Annotated in this window: 15 protein-coding genes; 7 read left to right on the top strand and 8 right to left on the bottom strand. The window is 54.7% G+C overall.

Annotated features, from left to right (window positions below):
- Nucleotides 1-63 precede the first annotated feature (63 nt).
- Complete coding sequence (locus AC2FLG_RS18745; RefSeq protein WP_142638241.1) at nt 64-945, top strand: tryptophan 2,3-dioxygenase; 882 nt, start codon at nt 64-66, stop codon at nt 943-945.
- A gap of 3 nt (nt 946-948) precedes the next feature.
- Complete coding sequence (locus AC2FLG_RS18740) at nt 949-1,776, top strand: alpha/beta hydrolase (RefSeq protein ID WP_496707502.1); 828 nt, start codon at nt 949-951, stop codon at nt 1,774-1,776.
- A gap of 365 nt (nt 1,777-2,141) precedes the next feature.
- Here the strand turns inward: AC2FLG_RS18740 and AC2FLG_RS18735 are convergent, their stop codons facing one another.
- Together AC2FLG_RS18735 and AC2FLG_RS18730 are read right to left on the bottom strand one after the other, a co-directional pair.
- Nucleotides 2,142-2,360, bottom strand: a complete 219-nt coding sequence (locus AC2FLG_RS18735; protein WP_496707500.1) for a GDCCVxC domain-containing (seleno)protein — start codon at nt 2,358-2,360, stop codon at nt 2,142-2,144.
- Nucleotides 2,361-2,364: 4 nt separating this feature from the next.
- Nucleotides 2,365-2,688, bottom strand: a complete 324-nt coding sequence (locus AC2FLG_RS18730; RefSeq protein ID WP_142635987.1) for a hypothetical protein — start codon at nt 2,686-2,688, stop codon at nt 2,365-2,367.
- Nucleotides 2,689-2,787: 99 nt separating this feature from the next.
- Between AC2FLG_RS18730 and AC2FLG_RS18725 the strand changes: the two genes are divergently transcribed.
- The 3 genes from AC2FLG_RS18725 (at nt 2,788) to AC2FLG_RS18715 (ending at nt 5,337) form a co-directional block, all read left to right on the top strand.
- Nucleotides 2,788-3,186: a MerR family transcriptional regulator gene (locus AC2FLG_RS18725; protein ID WP_271950120.1), complete on the top strand. Its 399-nt coding sequence runs from the start codon at nt 2,788-2,790 to the stop codon at nt 3,184-3,186.
- A gap of 103 nt (nt 3,187-3,289) precedes the next feature.
- Complete coding sequence (locus AC2FLG_RS18720; protein ID WP_496707498.1) at nt 3,290-4,693, top strand: sensor histidine kinase; 1,404 nt, start codon at nt 3,290-3,292, stop codon at nt 4,691-4,693.
- Nucleotides 4,690-5,337, top strand: coding sequence for a response regulator (locus tag AC2FLG_RS18715; RefSeq protein ID WP_496707496.1), 648 nt, complete (start codon nt 4,690-4,692; stop codon nt 5,335-5,337). Before AC2FLG_RS18720 ends, AC2FLG_RS18715 begins: the two co-directional genes overlap by 4 nt.
- Nucleotides 5,338-5,411: 74 nt before the next feature.
- On the opposite strand, the gene AC2FLG_RS18710 is transcribed toward AC2FLG_RS18715, so the two are convergent.
- From AC2FLG_RS18710 to AC2FLG_RS18695, 4 genes are all read right to left on the bottom strand, one after another.
- Complete coding sequence (locus tag AC2FLG_RS18710) at nt 5,412-6,164, bottom strand: hypothetical protein (RefSeq protein WP_246097202.1); 753 nt, start codon at nt 6,162-6,164, stop codon at nt 5,412-5,414.
- 159 nt (nt 6,165-6,323) lie between these two features.
- Entirely contained in the window at nt 6,324-7,217 is an 894-nt protein-coding gene (locus AC2FLG_RS18705) for a cation diffusion facilitator family transporter (protein WP_496707494.1), read from the bottom strand.
- A gap of 154 nt (nt 7,218-7,371) precedes the next feature.
- A complete protein-coding gene (locus AC2FLG_RS18700; protein ID WP_496707492.1) occupies nt 7,372-8,199 on the bottom strand; it encodes a c-type cytochrome in 828 nt (275 codons plus the stop codon).
- A 94-nt stretch (nt 8,200-8,293) separates the two neighbouring features.
- Nucleotides 8,294-8,761: a c-type cytochrome gene (locus tag AC2FLG_RS18695; protein ID WP_496692729.1), complete on the bottom strand. Its 468-nt coding sequence runs from the start codon at nt 8,759-8,761 to the stop codon at nt 8,294-8,296.
- An 86-nt stretch (nt 8,762-8,847) separates the two neighbouring features.
- Here AC2FLG_RS18695 and AC2FLG_RS18690 point away from each other — a divergent pair, with 86 nt between their 5' ends.
- Entirely contained in the window at nt 8,848-9,693 is an 846-nt protein-coding gene (locus tag AC2FLG_RS18690) for a LysR family transcriptional regulator (RefSeq protein WP_496703754.1), read from the top strand.
- 435 nt (nt 9,694-10,128) lie between these two features.
- Nucleotides 10,129-10,827, top strand: coding sequence for a hypothetical protein (locus AC2FLG_RS18685; RefSeq protein ID WP_281973611.1), 699 nt, complete (start codon nt 10,129-10,131; stop codon nt 10,825-10,827).
- Nucleotides 10,828-11,296: 469 nt separating this feature from the next.
- Here AC2FLG_RS18685 and infB read toward each other — a convergent pair whose 3' ends face one another.
- Nucleotides 11,297-13,774, bottom strand: a complete 2,478-nt coding sequence (infB, locus tag AC2FLG_RS18680; protein WP_496692727.1) for a translation initiation factor IF-2 — start codon at nt 13,772-13,774, stop codon at nt 11,297-11,299.
- Nucleotides 13,775-13,782: 8 nt separating this feature from the next.
- Complete coding sequence (locus AC2FLG_RS18675; RefSeq protein WP_496707490.1) at nt 13,783-14,406, bottom strand: RNA-binding protein; 624 nt, start codon at nt 14,404-14,406, stop codon at nt 13,783-13,785.
- Nucleotides 14,407-14,426 lie beyond the last annotated feature (20 nt).

The raw sequence follows: 14,426 nt of genomic DNA, 5'->3' as shown, positions 1-14,426 counted from the left end.
CCCTCTGGCGTTAAACGGCTTCACCCCCTAAACAGGAGGGAACTCAGGTGTTTGGAGGCGCAGATGAGCGACAAGGACAACCGGTATCTTGAACGCGGGATCGAGGACACTCTGGTCACGGATTTCGCCGAAACCCACCGCAAGAGCTATGGCGATTTCCTGCAGCTCAAAACCCTATTGAATCTGCAAAAGACGTTTCAGGATCCCGCGCAACCAGATGAGATGCTGTTCATAATCATCCATCAGGTCAGCGAGCTGTGGCTGAAGCTGATGCATCACCAGCTGGTCGAAGTGCGCCGCTTTCTGCAAGAGGACGAATTTGGCCCGGCAATGAAGAATCTCGACCGGGTCAAAGCAATCCAGCGGCAGTTGATTTCCGCGTGGGAAACGCTTCTGACCATGACCCCCGCCGATTACATGACCTTTCGGCAAGCACTTGGCAGCTCCTCGGGATTTCAAAGCTATGGCTATCGTCAGATTGAATTCATTCTGGGCAACAAGGATGCCTCGACCCTGAAGGTTCACCAGCATGATCCCGAAGTCATGGAATTATTGGATGCCGCACTGACCAAGCCTTCGCTTTACGACGAAGTGCTGCACATGCTGGCCCGGCAAGGGTTTGACGTGCCTGATGACCTGCTGAACCGTGACTTTGCACAACCCTATTCCGGCGACCCGCGCGTGGTGAAAATCTGGGCTCAGGTGTTTCACAATACCGATCAGTATTGGGACCTCTATGCGCTGGCCGAAAAGCTGATGGACGTTGAATCCCTGTTCCAGCGCTGGCGGTTTGACCATGTCACTGCGGTCGAGAGAGTTATTGGCAACCAGCCAGGTACAGGCGGGTCCAGCGGTGTGTCGTTCCTGCGCAAAGCGCTGGACTTGCGGTTCTTTCACGATCTCTACGATGTGCGCACCGAATTGATGTATAGTGGGCAGGAGTAGGCGATGCTGTATCGTGGTTTCACTCAGACAGAGCTGGAGCAGGAGTATTCTCCCAGTTCGATGGTTGGCGGCGATCTGACACCCTATCTTGAAAGCTACGCCGCGCTGAGTGCGCAGAACCGCGCCCGGATGGAATGCCGGGAAAACCTGCCCTTCGGCGAAACATCTGAACAGGTGCTCGACTTCTTTCCTGCGTCGACGGCCAACGCTCCGCTGCATGTCTTTATTCACGGAGGTTACTGGCAGGCGCTCAGTCAGCGTGAGTCGGCGATGATGGCCCCTACACTGGTGGAAAACGGGCAAGCCTTTGCAACGCTGAACTATACGCTCGCACCTGAGGCCCGACTGGATCAGATGATCAAAGAGTGCCGCGATGCCCTGCTTTGGCTGGGATCACAGGCGACGGCCCTTGGGTTCGATCCGGCGCAGATCACCTTGTCGGGGCACAGCGCCGGGGCACATCTGGCGGCCATGATGATGGCGACTTCAGCCGATGCGCTAGCCCGCGCCGGCTTGCGGGTACGAGAAGTGATTCTGATTAGCGGCGTCTATGATCTTGAACCGATCAGCCTGACGCCGGTGAATGACCCGCTGCAACTGACCCCGGTCGAAATACACGATCTCTCACCCATTCTGCACCTGCCCGCCCCCGGTCCGCGTTACCATTTAACCGTCGCCGAGCGCGACACACCCGAATTCATTCGTCAAAGCCGGGACTATGCGGAATTGCTGCGTAAGGGCGGGCATTCTGTCAGTTTTGATCTGCAGAAAGGGATGCAGCATTTCGACATCATCATGCACGCAAGCACGTTCCTGCCGGCTCCTCGGTAGTCATAGGTGTTGGGCGAAAGAATATTCTGACCTTTGCGTCATGCACTGAGCAAGTCGCCATATCCCTGCATTTGTGGCGGTACCGCAAGTGTCCGGTTTGAGCCCCAATCTGTGAATTTGATTTTCTTGCTGCGCGGGCATCATCTTGAACACGGCAGTGCGGCGTAAAGAGCGGCTATTGGTGCCGGGCGCAGCGAGGTTTTGTCAGGCAATTCGCGAGACGCGGACTTTGCTACCGTTAGCCATGGCGCAGAGTTGTGCGAGTTTGATGGTCGCGATGCGCAGAAACCAGACTTTGCAAACTTTGGCCGACGAGCCAATGCGGACAATCAAAACCTTTCTCGGATGTTGCGGTTGCGGCCCGCTTATCCACAACAGCAGTCACCTGACTGAATTGGCGGGCACGGGACAGTTGCGTAGGAACAAAAAACACAGCAATCGCCTTCTAACGGTTTCAAGACTGCCTTGCATGATTTGCATTCATAAAACCACTGGCACGAGTCAGTTGGCATCTTCTCGGTTTCAATGTGCCCACACCGAGGGCAGGTCAAAGTGCTATCCAGCACCACAGTTTGTTTTGTCATTGTCTCACATCTGCATGATTAGATAATCGTTGATTTGAGCCTCATTGAACACGATGACCCATGCCAACGCGGTAGTCGCCGTGTTTCCGACAAGCCACCATTTCAGATTTGCCAACGTCCCGTTTCGATGCGCTACGAACCACGAAACTGCGACCAGCACTGTTGAGATGGCGAGAACATAGTAGCTTGCTGCCGCTATTTTTCCGAATATCGCCAACCAACTGCCACCCAAGCCGAGCAACATCATAGCCATTGGAAGAACACAGCATGTCGCGACCCCCAGAGCGGAAACCGATCCCAGGTGGCTGAGGGTCAAATATTTTTTCATCTTTCGCTCCCTGGGTAGGCGATTTGATTGTGTTGAGGCACTAGCATTCAATGCGTATAACTCCTGTAGTAACTACAGGATCAAGTGGAGGCACTTCACATGATTGCGATAGGCGAGGCTTCCCGGCAATGCGGGGTCGGCATAGAAACTATCCGCTATTACGAACGCGAAGGTATCGTACCAAGACCCGCACGAGCTCTGAACAATCGTCGCCTCTATTCGGCAAGCGATGTTGGAAGACTTCGATTTTTGAAGAAGTGCCGTGACCTGGGGTTTCCTCTATCTGACGCAAAGGCGCTTTTGGAGCTGTCAGAAGGAAGTGCCGAAGACTGCCGATCAGTGAAAGAACTGGCCGAGGCACACATTGCCAGCGTTCAAAGCAAGATTAGTGAGCTCAGACGCCTAGAGTACGCCTTGAGTGAGCTTACGGCCAATTGTGATAGCGGAAACGTTCAATGCCCGATGCTGCAAAGACTGAGAACGATGGACGATATCTGACTCCGGCCACTGGACGGAAGCGCAGGATCTGAGATTTAGCCAGATCACGTCAGACCAAGGTCTGTGGTGCGATAACAGATTGTAGTTCATAGTCGATTTCACGATGAGAGCGAAAGTAACTGACCTGACGATTGGCAATTGGTCGCTGTCGCGAGTCTTTCTTGCGGCCAGCATTTTCGTGATGGGTACTGCTACCGCAATCGTCGGGGTCTGGGTGTCAAATCGAATCCAGAACGCAGTCGTGCAAAACTCCGCCAATTCCGCTGCGCTATATATGGAAAGCGTAGTATCCCCGCTCAGCCAGGAATTGGCACATGGCAACCATCTTTCTGAGCAGGCGAGCCTGGCGCTGGACGAGATTTTCATGACCCAGCCAATGCGTGACCGCATTGTCTCCTACAAATTCTGGAAGCAAGGCGGTGTGATTGTACATGCCTCTGATACAGACATCATTGGAAACCGTTTCAATCCAACGGATGACTTAAGGCGGGCGTGGAGCGGTGACATCTCCGGCTCTTTCAAAGAGCTTGATCATGCCGAGAGCGCCGCCGAGGCGGCTTTGGGGATACCACTACTTGAAGTTTACAGCCCCATCCGCGAACTTTGGTCCGGCGAAATCATCGCAGTTGCGGAGTTCTACGAAAGAGCTGATCAGCTTGAGTTAGACTTAGCCAAGGCCAGGCGAACAAGTTGGTTGGTCGTCGGTTCCGCATTTCTGGCAAGTACTATTGTTCTGTATTCCATTGTCGCAATTGGCGACAAAACTATTCGACGACAGGGGGCTCTTCTTAAACAGCGCCTGACAGAAAGTGAGAGGATGGCCGAGCAGAATGCCCGGCTGCGGTCGCGTGTAGTAGATGCGTCAGAAAGATATGCCACGCAAACAGATCGGTTCCTCAAAAATCTCGGTGCCGAGCTACATGATGGTCCTGCGCAATATCTGTCGCTCGCCGCCCTTAGACTGGAGGCGGCGTTTTCCAAAGAGTCCGAAAGTTCTAAAGAGGCAGAGGAAATTCAGCAGTCTTTGCAAAAATCTCTGGCTGAAATTCGTGCAATATCGCGAGGGCTTTCTGCGCCAGATATCGACAGCTTGTCACTCGTCGATGTTGTGAAGAGAGCCGTAGAGGATCACGTCGAACACAGCCCGTTGCGACCGGATATTTCACTTTTGGGTAGCCAGACCCCAGAGTTGTCATTGTCCGACAAGCTGTGCGTTTTTCGGTTCCTTCAGGAGACGCTTTCCAATGCCGCGAGATATGCTCCAGCTTCCAAGTGCACCGTTATCTCTGAGGCGCAGAACGACCGCATAGTTATAAAGGTCAAAGACGACGGGCCTGGTTTTGACAGGTCAGAAGAAACCGCGTTGCGAGACGATGGTGGCCAAGGGCTTATGGGCTTGCGGGATCGGGTCGAGAGTATTGGCGGCAGGTTCGAAGTCGCATCGAGACCGGGTGAGGGCACCACCGTTTCTATGACACTCTTTCCCAGAAAGTTAGGCACATCATGACTACATCTGTCGTAATAGCTGATGATCACCCGATATTCAGGGATGGTTTGCAACGCACGCTGGATGAAGCTGATGGTTTTGAAGTTTTGGCTGCCGGGTCCAGCGCTGAAGATGCAGTATCGCTGGTCGTCATGCATCAGCCGGACATAGCCATTCTTGACCTCTCGATGCCCGGTGGCGGGATAAGCGCAACACGTAAAATTGCGGCAATGGCAAATCCGCCTTTCATTGCAATCTTGACGGTCTCAGAGAACAGCAGCGACGTCGCGGACGCGTTGGAGGCGGGCGCGATAGGGTACATCGTGAAGGGAGTAACCGCGAGCGAATTGACCGCTTCCTTAAGCAGCATCGCCGCAGGTGAAGGGTTCGTTTCTCCGGGCTTGGCCTCGCGGGTACTGCTTCAAATCAACGCTAACACCGGCACCTCTAAGAACAGCAGCATTCTCGATGACCTTACGCATCGTGAGGAAGAAATACTTCGACGTGTAGCCAAAGGACTGAGTAATCGTGAAATCGCTGACGAGTTAGACCTTCAGGAAAAGACCGTGAAGCACTACATGACGGCAATACTGTCCAAGCTTCACGCGCGAAACCGGGTAGAGGCCGCGCTCATTGCCCATGATGTTTGGAACAAGGGAGACTAACAGCGGTCTCTAGTACGAAGATGGCGGCCCCCTCTACAAGAATCCACCAACGGGTTATCTACTGGAGTTGCAGCTCAGTTGGCAACCGACTGCAACCTTCGGCGATCGGAAGCCGTTGCGTTTCTCTCAACAACAGTCCGGTTGTACGGATCTTTCAGCTCGTAGCGCCCAAACTCGATCTCCTCTTTCCAACCATTGGCATAGTTCACTTCGATATTGTTGCCCTGGCGTTCAATTTTCGTAGGTCGACTTCCAGCAGTGCCGCCTTGCCCAGAAGAGAGCACGTTGTCGATTGAGATACCATTCGCCAAAGACCGAAGCCTTGAGACGTCAGCACCGGTCGCAGGGCGCTCCTCAACAGTTCGGTTCTGAGCATTCTTTCTCTCATACCGCCCGTTTTCGATCTCCTCCTTGGTTCCGTCGGCGTAACGCACTTCAATGCCGTTAGCGTTTGTTTCGACCTTTGTTACACCGGCCGAACCCAAGGGTTTACCACCTGCTTGAGACCGATCCTTCTTTCCGCTGCCCTTATTGGAGCGTTTGGAGTCGTCATCGTCATCATCATCGTCGCGACCACCTTTGCCTGATCCCGAATTGTCGTCACGATCATCATCCCGGTCGTCGTCGCGGTCATCATCTCTGTCGTCATCCCGATCATCATCGCGACCATCCCCGTCGCTTCCCCTGCCGCTCTTGGCAAAGGCATATGATGGTTCAAAATGTAGGCGACCATCGGCATCAAACGCTGGCACATAAGGTGTTGCCGCGATCAACGAAGCCAACGCCGCGGTACTAAGAAGTTGACCCAGCTTTCTTTGAATTTTCATTTTCGCCTCCAATTTTGAGCATCACGCTTCGTGACGTTGGAGGCAGGTTACTTCTGGTTCGGCTTCCCCACATCGGGCTTAGGTCTGACGAATTTCAAGCCGAACGTCTTAGTCAGATCAGTCAAACCAATAGAGTTTTTGCTGAGCCATGTGACCAGTTTAGCGGGAACTAACCCGGTCACCCTTCAGCTCGTCATCAGGTTCGAGGTGAATGACAAAGACAGAACCCGGATACAAACGATCCAATTCTTCCTCGATGTCATAGCATATACCATGCGCCGCGCTGACTGGCATTGTGCCGTCCACAACAAGATGAAACTCCACAAAGATGACGTTTGCGGATCTACGCCCTTTGAGGTCGTGGTACTCCAAGGCTGCGCCGAGATTTGCTTCGATTGCATTAGTAACGGTCTGCAAGTCATGATCCGAAAGGGTTACATCAATCAGTCCATCGACAGACGCCCGAATAACTTTCCAGCCCTCCCACAAGATGTTCAGTGCAACAAGAATTGCCAGGATCGGATCGAGGATCAGCCAGCCGGCGACAAGTGCAAGTATCAGACCTGCGATGACACCAACTGAGGTCATGACATCTGTGAAAATGTGCCGGGAGCTCGCCTCCAATGCAGGCGAACCCTCGCGACTGCCGATTTTGAGCAATAGGTAAGCCCATGCGCCATTCACGCCCGTTGCAATGACACTGACGGCGATTCCAAAAAGAGGCGCATCCTCAAGATGCGGGTTTGGGAGTGCCAGTACAGCTTCTCTGATGATCAAGAACGCCGCCAGAACAATCATCAATACGCCCTCGACGACAGCGGAAAGATACTCAGCTTTTTTGTGACTAAAGGGGTGGTTTTCATCAGGGGGTTTATTGGCAACCGAACCGCAAAGTATGCCAGCAACGCCGCAACGACATTCACGGTAGATTCCATTGCGTCCGACAACAACGCCACCGAGCCTGTCAGCCACCAAGCCAACAGTTTCAGAGCCAGTACCGCAATGGATATTGGAATGGATTAAAGAGCGATTATTTGTTTCATTTGACCACAACCCTCAATCAATCATGAACAGAATCTCGGGGTATTGCTGAGCTCCGACGTTCAAAACGTAAAACAGGTGGTTGGTGAAAAGGGAATAGGCCCTGCGGCTTCCTACCGGCGATCGACGACAGCATCTGGTCCCCCTGCATGGCGCCAAACGACTGTTACTCTGATGGAAGCACCGCCGACGAAACAGGAACCGCCTTGAGATAGGCGGCAATCGCCAAACGGTCCTCATCGGTGAGGCGAGATGTGTTCTCGATGACCTCCACCATCTCACCACCAGCGCTGTCATAGTCCGGTGTAAAGCCAGATTTGAGGTACTCGGAAATGTCGGCCTCGGACCAATCAAGCTGGTCTGAGGTAAGGCCCGGGACGCGACCCTTCCCGTTTGGATTTGGTGCACCTGTCAGCCAAAGGTCTCGTTTCAGACCACCTAAGCCATTTCGCGGCGTATGGCATTCGGCGCAGTGACCCAACGCCTCCACTAAATACCTGCCATGTCTTTGTTGGTCGGTCAAATCACCTTCGACTACCCAGCCTGGTGTCATGAACAACAGTTTCCATCCCCCCAATCCACGACGAATATTGAAAGGAAAACCGACTTCATGAGAAACGCTTTCGGCTTTGGACGCTGGCAGGGTTCTGAGGAATGCAAGGAGCGAAATAACGTCTTCGGCCGTAATGTTGGCGTAAGATGTATAGGGAAACGCTGGAAAATAGTGCTGCCCTTCGGGTCCGGTCCCATGGATCAAGGCATTGGCCAGATCCAGGGCAGACCAGGACCCAATACCAACTTCTGGGTCACTGGAAATGTTGGGGGCAATGAACGTGCCGAATTCCGTCTCAAACCGGCGACCACCGGAGAGCATGAGCTTGTCCTCACCAACCGCATCCGGCGCTGAATGACAGGATGCGCATCCTGAGGCGTGAAACACGATTTCGCCTCTGGTGAGATCCGGATGCAAACCGTCGAGTTTAGATTGATCCATTCTTTGTGGTCGGGTCAGCACCAAACCTGCCAACCCAACCAAGAGTGCAACGAAAGCGGTGAAAAGGAAAAACCGCTTCACAGCTATCTACCAATTAGTCTTTTGGCGCTCTGTACGCTTTGTGACATGCCGAACAGCTTCCACCCAGATCGCCCATAGCCGCTTTCAGGGCATCAACATCTTGCCCTGCCGCAGCCTGCATCGCAACAGCGGCATCTGCCATAGCCTGCCCTTTCGCACCAACGTCAGCGAAGTTTTCCCAGATCGCAGGCAGCGCTCGGGTGGACGGATCGGATACATTGTCGGATCCTGCGGGCCACATCGCGGATTGGTCGATCTGCGTTAGTACAACAAGGTTGTTTGCAGCCCGTGTTGCGGCCTCGGCATCATAGTCCACCTCGCCTTTGGCCATGCCGCCAAGTGTACCAAGATTGAAGGAATAGAGCTGCATGATTGAGGTCCGAGCTTTCACAGCCGGATTTTCGCTTTCATGGGCGATGGCTGCGCCAATGGCCGCTACAGACAAAATGCCTGCCGCCAAAATTGAGAACTTCTTCATCATGATGTCTCTCCCTGTTCAATACTTCGAATGTTAGCTTGAACGAATTTACTTGTAATTGTTTGTTATTCGCCGCCTCCTGTTAATTTATGAACAACGATAATTGGGATGACATTCGATATGTGCTTGCCGTTGATAGATTCGGTTCGCTGAACTCGGCGGCGGAAGCTTTGCGGGTAACGCATGCGACAGTCCTGCGCAGAGTGGTTGCCTTTGAACAGAGAAGTGGCTGTGCGATTTTTCGGAAGAGCTCTTCTGGATATTCCGCGCTGCCTGAGGCCAGAACAATTCTCTCGGCTATGGAAAACGTTGAAGATGCGGTGCTTTCAGTAGAGAGGGCAATCGTAGGCGCGAACCGCTCTCCTGTTGGTCACGTTCGCATCACGTCCACTGACAGTCTTTGCCAGATGGTATTGCCTCAGATTTTGAATGAAATTTCCAAAGAGTACCCAGGGTTGGAACTGACTTTGTTGAGTAGCAACAGCCACCGTGATCTATCCCGGCTGACTGCGGATATCGCTGTGCGCCCATCGATTAAACTTGAGGACGGCCTGGTCGGAGAACGATCAGGTACATTGTCGTTTGGGGTCTATGATGATGGTTCCCCAAATCGTAAATGGATGAGGCTTGACGGCGCGTTGAGCCGCTCTCGGCCTGCCAAGTGGCTAGCAGAAAACGCGAAAACCGAACAAACTACCAACGGAGCAGACAGTTTTTTGGTGCTTCAGCAGATGGCCGCTTCCGGAGCGGGCAAGACATTTTTACCAGAATTCATCGGCGATGCTGACCCCCGCCTTCATAGATCGCACGGCATGAATCCCCAAATCGAAGTTCCGCTCTGGGTCGCAACACTAGAGGAAATCGCGCAGACACCAAGGTTTGCTCTCGTGCAACGGGCCTTGGTTGAACGTATAGCCAAAGCTCTAGCCAACTGAAATCACCCAAAAACAGTTGTAAGCAGTCGCATTATTTGCAGAGCAGCATTACGAGTTCAGTGTTTCAAAGGCCGACATTCCGATGCAAGGCATTCAGCGCAATAGCGGCTTTAGGCTGACTACGGACATTGCCGCGGTCAAGTCGGAAAGCTGCTTTGTCCAGCATCTGAGGCAATCGATCACAGCACGGTGGTAGAGTACGTCTGTCAGACCGGGCGTTCGCAATACTCGCGGCGAAAGTTTCGTGCGAACCCCATTTTGGGTTTGCCGCAATGGTGACGAGAGTCGGCCATAACGTCTGTGCCGACCAATATTCCGTCAAGATATGTTTCGAAGGCTGAACTGTCATGTTCTCTAATCCCTGTGCGCTAATCGTGGACCCAAGCAATGCATACGGCTAGCATCGGAGATCAAACAGCAAGAAGGGAGAATCACATGTCGAAGTTCACCAACAGAACAGCTGTCCATGGGGTTGCTGCACTCGTAATCTGCTGTTTCGCGGCAATCGTTCAGGCACAATCGGCAGGCGATGAGATGTCGTTCTTCATCACTAGTGTAGGCAAAGGAGACGGTGCCAATCTAGGCGGCCTCGACGGCGCCGATGCTCATTGTAATGCACTTGCTTCTGCGGTCGGTTCTTCCAAAACTTTTTCGGCCTATCTGAGCACGTCAATGTCCATTGATCGCAGCACCGACCCGATGACAATAACCAACGGTATTTCGGCACGCGACCGAATCGGGGCGGGTCCATGGTACAATGCCAAGGGAGAACTCATCGCCAACAATGTAGAAGACCTACACAGCGACAGCGTGAACATTAGTATTCTGACCGCACTCGATGAAAACGGTAACCCTGTAAATGGGCGTGGTAGTCAGCCGAACAAACATGACATTTTGACTGGCTCCGATTCTGCCGGACATTTCTCGACGGCAGGTGGCGATACGACATGCAGCAACTGGACTTCGAATAGTGAAGACGGGTCCGCGATTGTCGGACATCATGACCGTGTGGGTCTCAATGATGCGCGAAACATGGTGTCTTGGAACTCGTCGCACGGCTCGCGTGGTTGTGGAGAAGAACATCTGCCACGTTCTGGCGGGGCGGGTCTGTTTTATTGCTTCTCAACGGACTGATCAGACAGCGCTGGTTCGTGTGCCACCCGCATTGCCGCTAGTATTCACCAGGTCAATTTTTCGGGGCGCATTCTGGAAGCGCTCGTTGTCGCCATCGTAAGCAATGAGCGCTGTTTCATGCGTCCAGATTGTCCAATCTGGATGCACCGAAAGCTCCGTTCGAAATTCGGACTATGACCTTGCCTTGAATGGCCGGTTTGACGAAATAAGTTGCACCGCAGCGATGCGCGTGCAGCAGCTGCTCACCGATGCTGCGTCAGCAATAGCAGCGGTTGCATAAGGCTGCTTTGACCGCATAGCCGACACCAACCTAGATTTACTTTGCCTCTTGAACCAAGGCTACCCGGTGCGACTTGATGATTAACTTCAAACAAACTCGCGCATAAAGTCAAAGGCTCACGTCAGCTCTCCAAAAGAAAAACAGCGGCCCGTTAGAGCCGCTGTTTTCCGAATTTCAGTTCTGTCCGGATCAATCCAGTGTCCGGGTGACCTCTTCGCGCTCGAAGATTTCGATGACGTCTCCGGCGCGGATATCGTCATAGTTCTCGAATGCCATACCGCATTCCTGACCCGACTGAACCTCGGCCACTTCGTCTTTGAAGCGCTTCAGCGTCTTCAGCGTGCCTTCGTGGATCACCACGTTGTCGCGCAGCAGGCGGACACCTGCGGAACGACGCGCCACGCCTTCTGTAACCAGACAGCCAGCAACCTTGCCAACGCCTGTAACCTTGAAGACTTCGCGGATCTCGGCATAACCGATGAACTTTTCGCGGATCTCGGCGCTCAACAGGCCTGATGCGGCGGCTTTCACGTCGTCGACCAGATCGTAGATCACCGAGTAGTAGCGGATTTCCACGCCCTTTTGGTTCGCGGTGTTCCGGGCTGAAGCATTGGCACGCACGTTGAAGCCCAAGATCGGGGCTCCGGACGCTTCCGCCAAGCCGACATCCGTTTCGGTGATCGCGCCGACGCCTGAATGCAGCACCCGCACGCGCACTTCGTCGTTGCCGATCTTCTCCATCGCCTGAACGATGGCTTCGGCAGAACCTTGCACGTCCGCTTTCATCAGAATTGGCAGTTCGGTGACGTTTTCGTCTTCCTTGGCCTTTTGCATCAGCTGTTCAAGGGTGGTTGCGGCACCGGCGGCGGCGCGTTTGTCCTTGGCGGCCTGTTCACGGTAGGCGGCGATTTCACGCGCCTGCGCTTCAGTCTCGGTCACGTTCAGAACGTCCCCGGCCTCGGGCGTGCCATTCAGACCCAGAACCTCAACCGGAACCGAGGGGCCTGCCTCTTTGACGCGTTCGCCCTTGTCGTTGATCAGTGCACGGACTTTACCGTATTGCTCACCCACAACAAAGATATCGCCCTGACGCAATGTACCGGTTTGAACCAGAACGGTAGCAACAGGTCCACGGCCCACATCCAACTGCGCCTCGATCACGGCACCCTGGGCGGCGCGATTCGGGTTGGCTTTCAGCTCAAGAATTTCGGATTGCAACGCGATGGCTTCCAACAGCTCATCCAGACCCTGACCGGTAATGGCGGACACTTCGACGTCCTGAACCTCACCCGACATTTTCTCAACGATGACTTCGTGCTGCAGCAGATCGGTGCGCACCTTGTCCGGGTTCGCATCCGGCTTGTCGACCTTGTTGATCGCAACGATCATCGGGACACCCGCCGCTTTGGCGTGGTTGATCGCCTCGATCGTCTGCGGCATCACCGCGTCATCCGCAGCAACAACCAGAACCACGATATCCGTGACCTGCGCCCCGCGCGAACGCATCGAGGTAAAGGCCGCGTGACCCGGTGTATCCAGGAAAGACAGCGTTGTGCCGCCATCGGTTTTCACCTGATAAGCGCCAATATGCTGGGTAATACCCCCGGCCTCACCCGCCACAACGCGAGCGTCGCGGATCGCGTCCAGCAACGAGGTCTTACCGTGGTCAACGTGACCCATGATGGTAATGACCGGCGGACGCGACTGCAGATCGCCTTCGCTGTCTTCGATCTCTTTGATGACGTCCTCGACGTCAGAGGCCGAGACGCGCGTGACCTTGTGGCCAAATTCTTCGATGATCAGTTCCGCAGTATCAGCGTCAATGGTCTGGTTCTGCGTGACCATCATGCCCATGTTCATCAGCGATTTGACAACGTCCGCGACACGCTCGGCCATACGGTTGGCCAGCTCGGACACGACAATCGCCTCGGGCAGCTGTACGTCACGGATAACCTTTTCCCGCTCGACAGCGCCGCCCATGGCTTTCTGACGCGCGCGCTCTTGCTTACGCTTCATGGCTGCCATCGAACGCTGGCGGTTGCCTTCACCACCGGTCGCCTGACCCAAAGTCAGCTTGCCTGAACGGCGGTTATCGTCACGGCCCTTGGTGCGCGTGCCGCGCTGTTCACGCTCGCGATCCTGCTTGCGTGGCGTTGCTGCGGGCGCAGGCTTGCTGGCCGGGCTGCGGGCGGCTTTTGGCTCTTCAGGAGTCGGGGTCGCCGCGACACGCTTAGCGGCATCTTCAGCCTCTTTGCGCTTGCGTTCTTCCTCTTCGGCCTTGGCGCGCGCGCGTTCTTCGGCCTCGCGCTGTTCGCGCTCTTTGGCCTCTAGTTCCGCACGGCGACGGGCACGCTCTTCCTCGCGCGCTTTTTCAGCGGCCTGACGCTCGGCGGCCTCTTCGACCTCACGCGCCTTGGCAGCCTGCAGCGCCTTCATCCGGCGCGCCATTTCCACGTCGGAAATCCCGGCAGGACGACGCGACGGATCACCTGATGGCGTAGCTCCACCACCGGTTTTGGCCGCACCCGGCTTGGGGACCACCACGCGCTTGCGTTTGGTTTCCACCACGACATTCTTGGTACGTCCGTGGCTGAAACTTTGTTTCACATTTCCGGGGCGCGCCCCGCCACGAAGACCCAATGTCTTTTTGCCGTCACTATCGCTCATAAAGCTTCTTACCCTTCCGCGCGGCCCTTGCCGCCGTCATCCGTTTCGCGCAAGCCATGCAGGCGCTGCGCTTCCTCTACAACACGTTTGGCGAGTCCGCCAGAGGCCAAGGCCGCATGAATCACGGTTTGGCGCCCAAATGCCGCCCCAAGTTCGTCTGCGGTCAACCAGCCGATGTATTTCCCAAAGTGCGGCGTGCTGAGTTTCGACTTGCCGCGCCCCGATCCATCGGACGCCTGAAGCAATATCTGGGCCTCTTCCCGGTCCAGCATTGCCTTGACCTTTTCATAGCCAGCAACCGCATCACCGGACTTGCGCGCGAGGCTCAAAAGCTCGATCACGCGCCGCGCAATCTGCTTTTCAACCTCATCGGCCAGATCCTTTGACACAGTGACCTGCGCCTTGAACCCCCGCGCGAACAATTTCTTGCCGATGGCTTTGTCCAACGCGCTGCGGTCGGCCGAGACATAAACACCGCGCCCCGGCAGTTTTGTCGCGACATCAGGAAAGACCTGACCGTCTGGCCCGACCACAAAGCGGATCAGCCCATATCTAGGCTGAACCTCGCCAGTGGCAATGCACTTGCGTTCGGGTCCGTCAGACCGATCCTTATGGACGCCACCGCGACCCATGTGCGCCACCCGAAGCCTGC

The organism is Ruegeria sp. CDSA193 (assembly GCF_059611885.1).
Note: the sequence above shows the minus strand (reverse complement) of the source record. Positions and strands in the feature narration are given on the sequence as shown.

Coding starts and splice junctions, on each gene's coding strand:
- AC2FLG_RS18745 (WP_142638241.1), top strand. CDS start 64: ATGAGCGACAAGGACAACCGGTATCTTGAACGCGGGATCGAGGACACT.
- AC2FLG_RS18740 (WP_496707502.1), top strand. CDS start 949: ATGCTGTATCGTGGTTTCACTCAGACAGAGCTGGAGCAGGAGTATTCT.
- AC2FLG_RS18735 (WP_496707500.1), bottom strand. CDS start 2,360: ATGACAAAACAAACTGTGGTGCTGGATAGCACTTTGACCTGCCCTCGG.
- AC2FLG_RS18730 (WP_142635987.1), bottom strand. CDS start 2,688: ATGAAAAAATATTTGACCCTCAGCCACCTGGGATCGGTTTCCGCTCTG.
- AC2FLG_RS18725 (WP_271950120.1), top strand. CDS start 2,788: ATGATTGCGATAGGCGAGGCTTCCCGGCAATGCGGGGTCGGCATAGAA.
- AC2FLG_RS18720 (WP_496707498.1), top strand. CDS start 3,290: ATGAGAGCGAAAGTAACTGACCTGACGATTGGCAATTGGTCGCTGTCG.
- AC2FLG_RS18715 (WP_496707496.1), top strand. CDS start 4,690: ATGACTACATCTGTCGTAATAGCTGATGATCACCCGATATTCAGGGAT.
- AC2FLG_RS18710 (WP_246097202.1), bottom strand. CDS start 6,164: ATGAAAATTCAAAGAAAGCTGGGTCAACTTCTTAGTACCGCGGCGTTG.
- AC2FLG_RS18700 (WP_496707492.1), bottom strand. CDS start 8,199: ATGGATCAATCTAAACTCGACGGTTTGCATCCGGATCTCACCAGAGGC.
- AC2FLG_RS18695 (WP_496692729.1), bottom strand. CDS start 8,761: ATGATGAAGAAGTTCTCAATTTTGGCGGCAGGCATTTTGTCTGTAGCG.
- AC2FLG_RS18690 (WP_496703754.1), top strand. CDS start 8,848: ATGAACAACGATAATTGGGATGACATTCGATATGTGCTTGCCGTTGAT.
- AC2FLG_RS18685 (WP_281973611.1), top strand. CDS start 10,129: ATGTCGAAGTTCACCAACAGAACAGCTGTCCATGGGGTTGCTGCACTC.
- infB (WP_496692727.1), bottom strand. CDS start 13,774: ATGAGCGATAGTGACGGCAAAAAGACATTGGGTCTTCGTGGCGGGGCG.
- AC2FLG_RS18675 (WP_496707490.1), bottom strand. CDS start 14,406: ATGGGTCGCGGTGGCGTCCATAAGGATCGGTCTGACGGACCCGAACGC.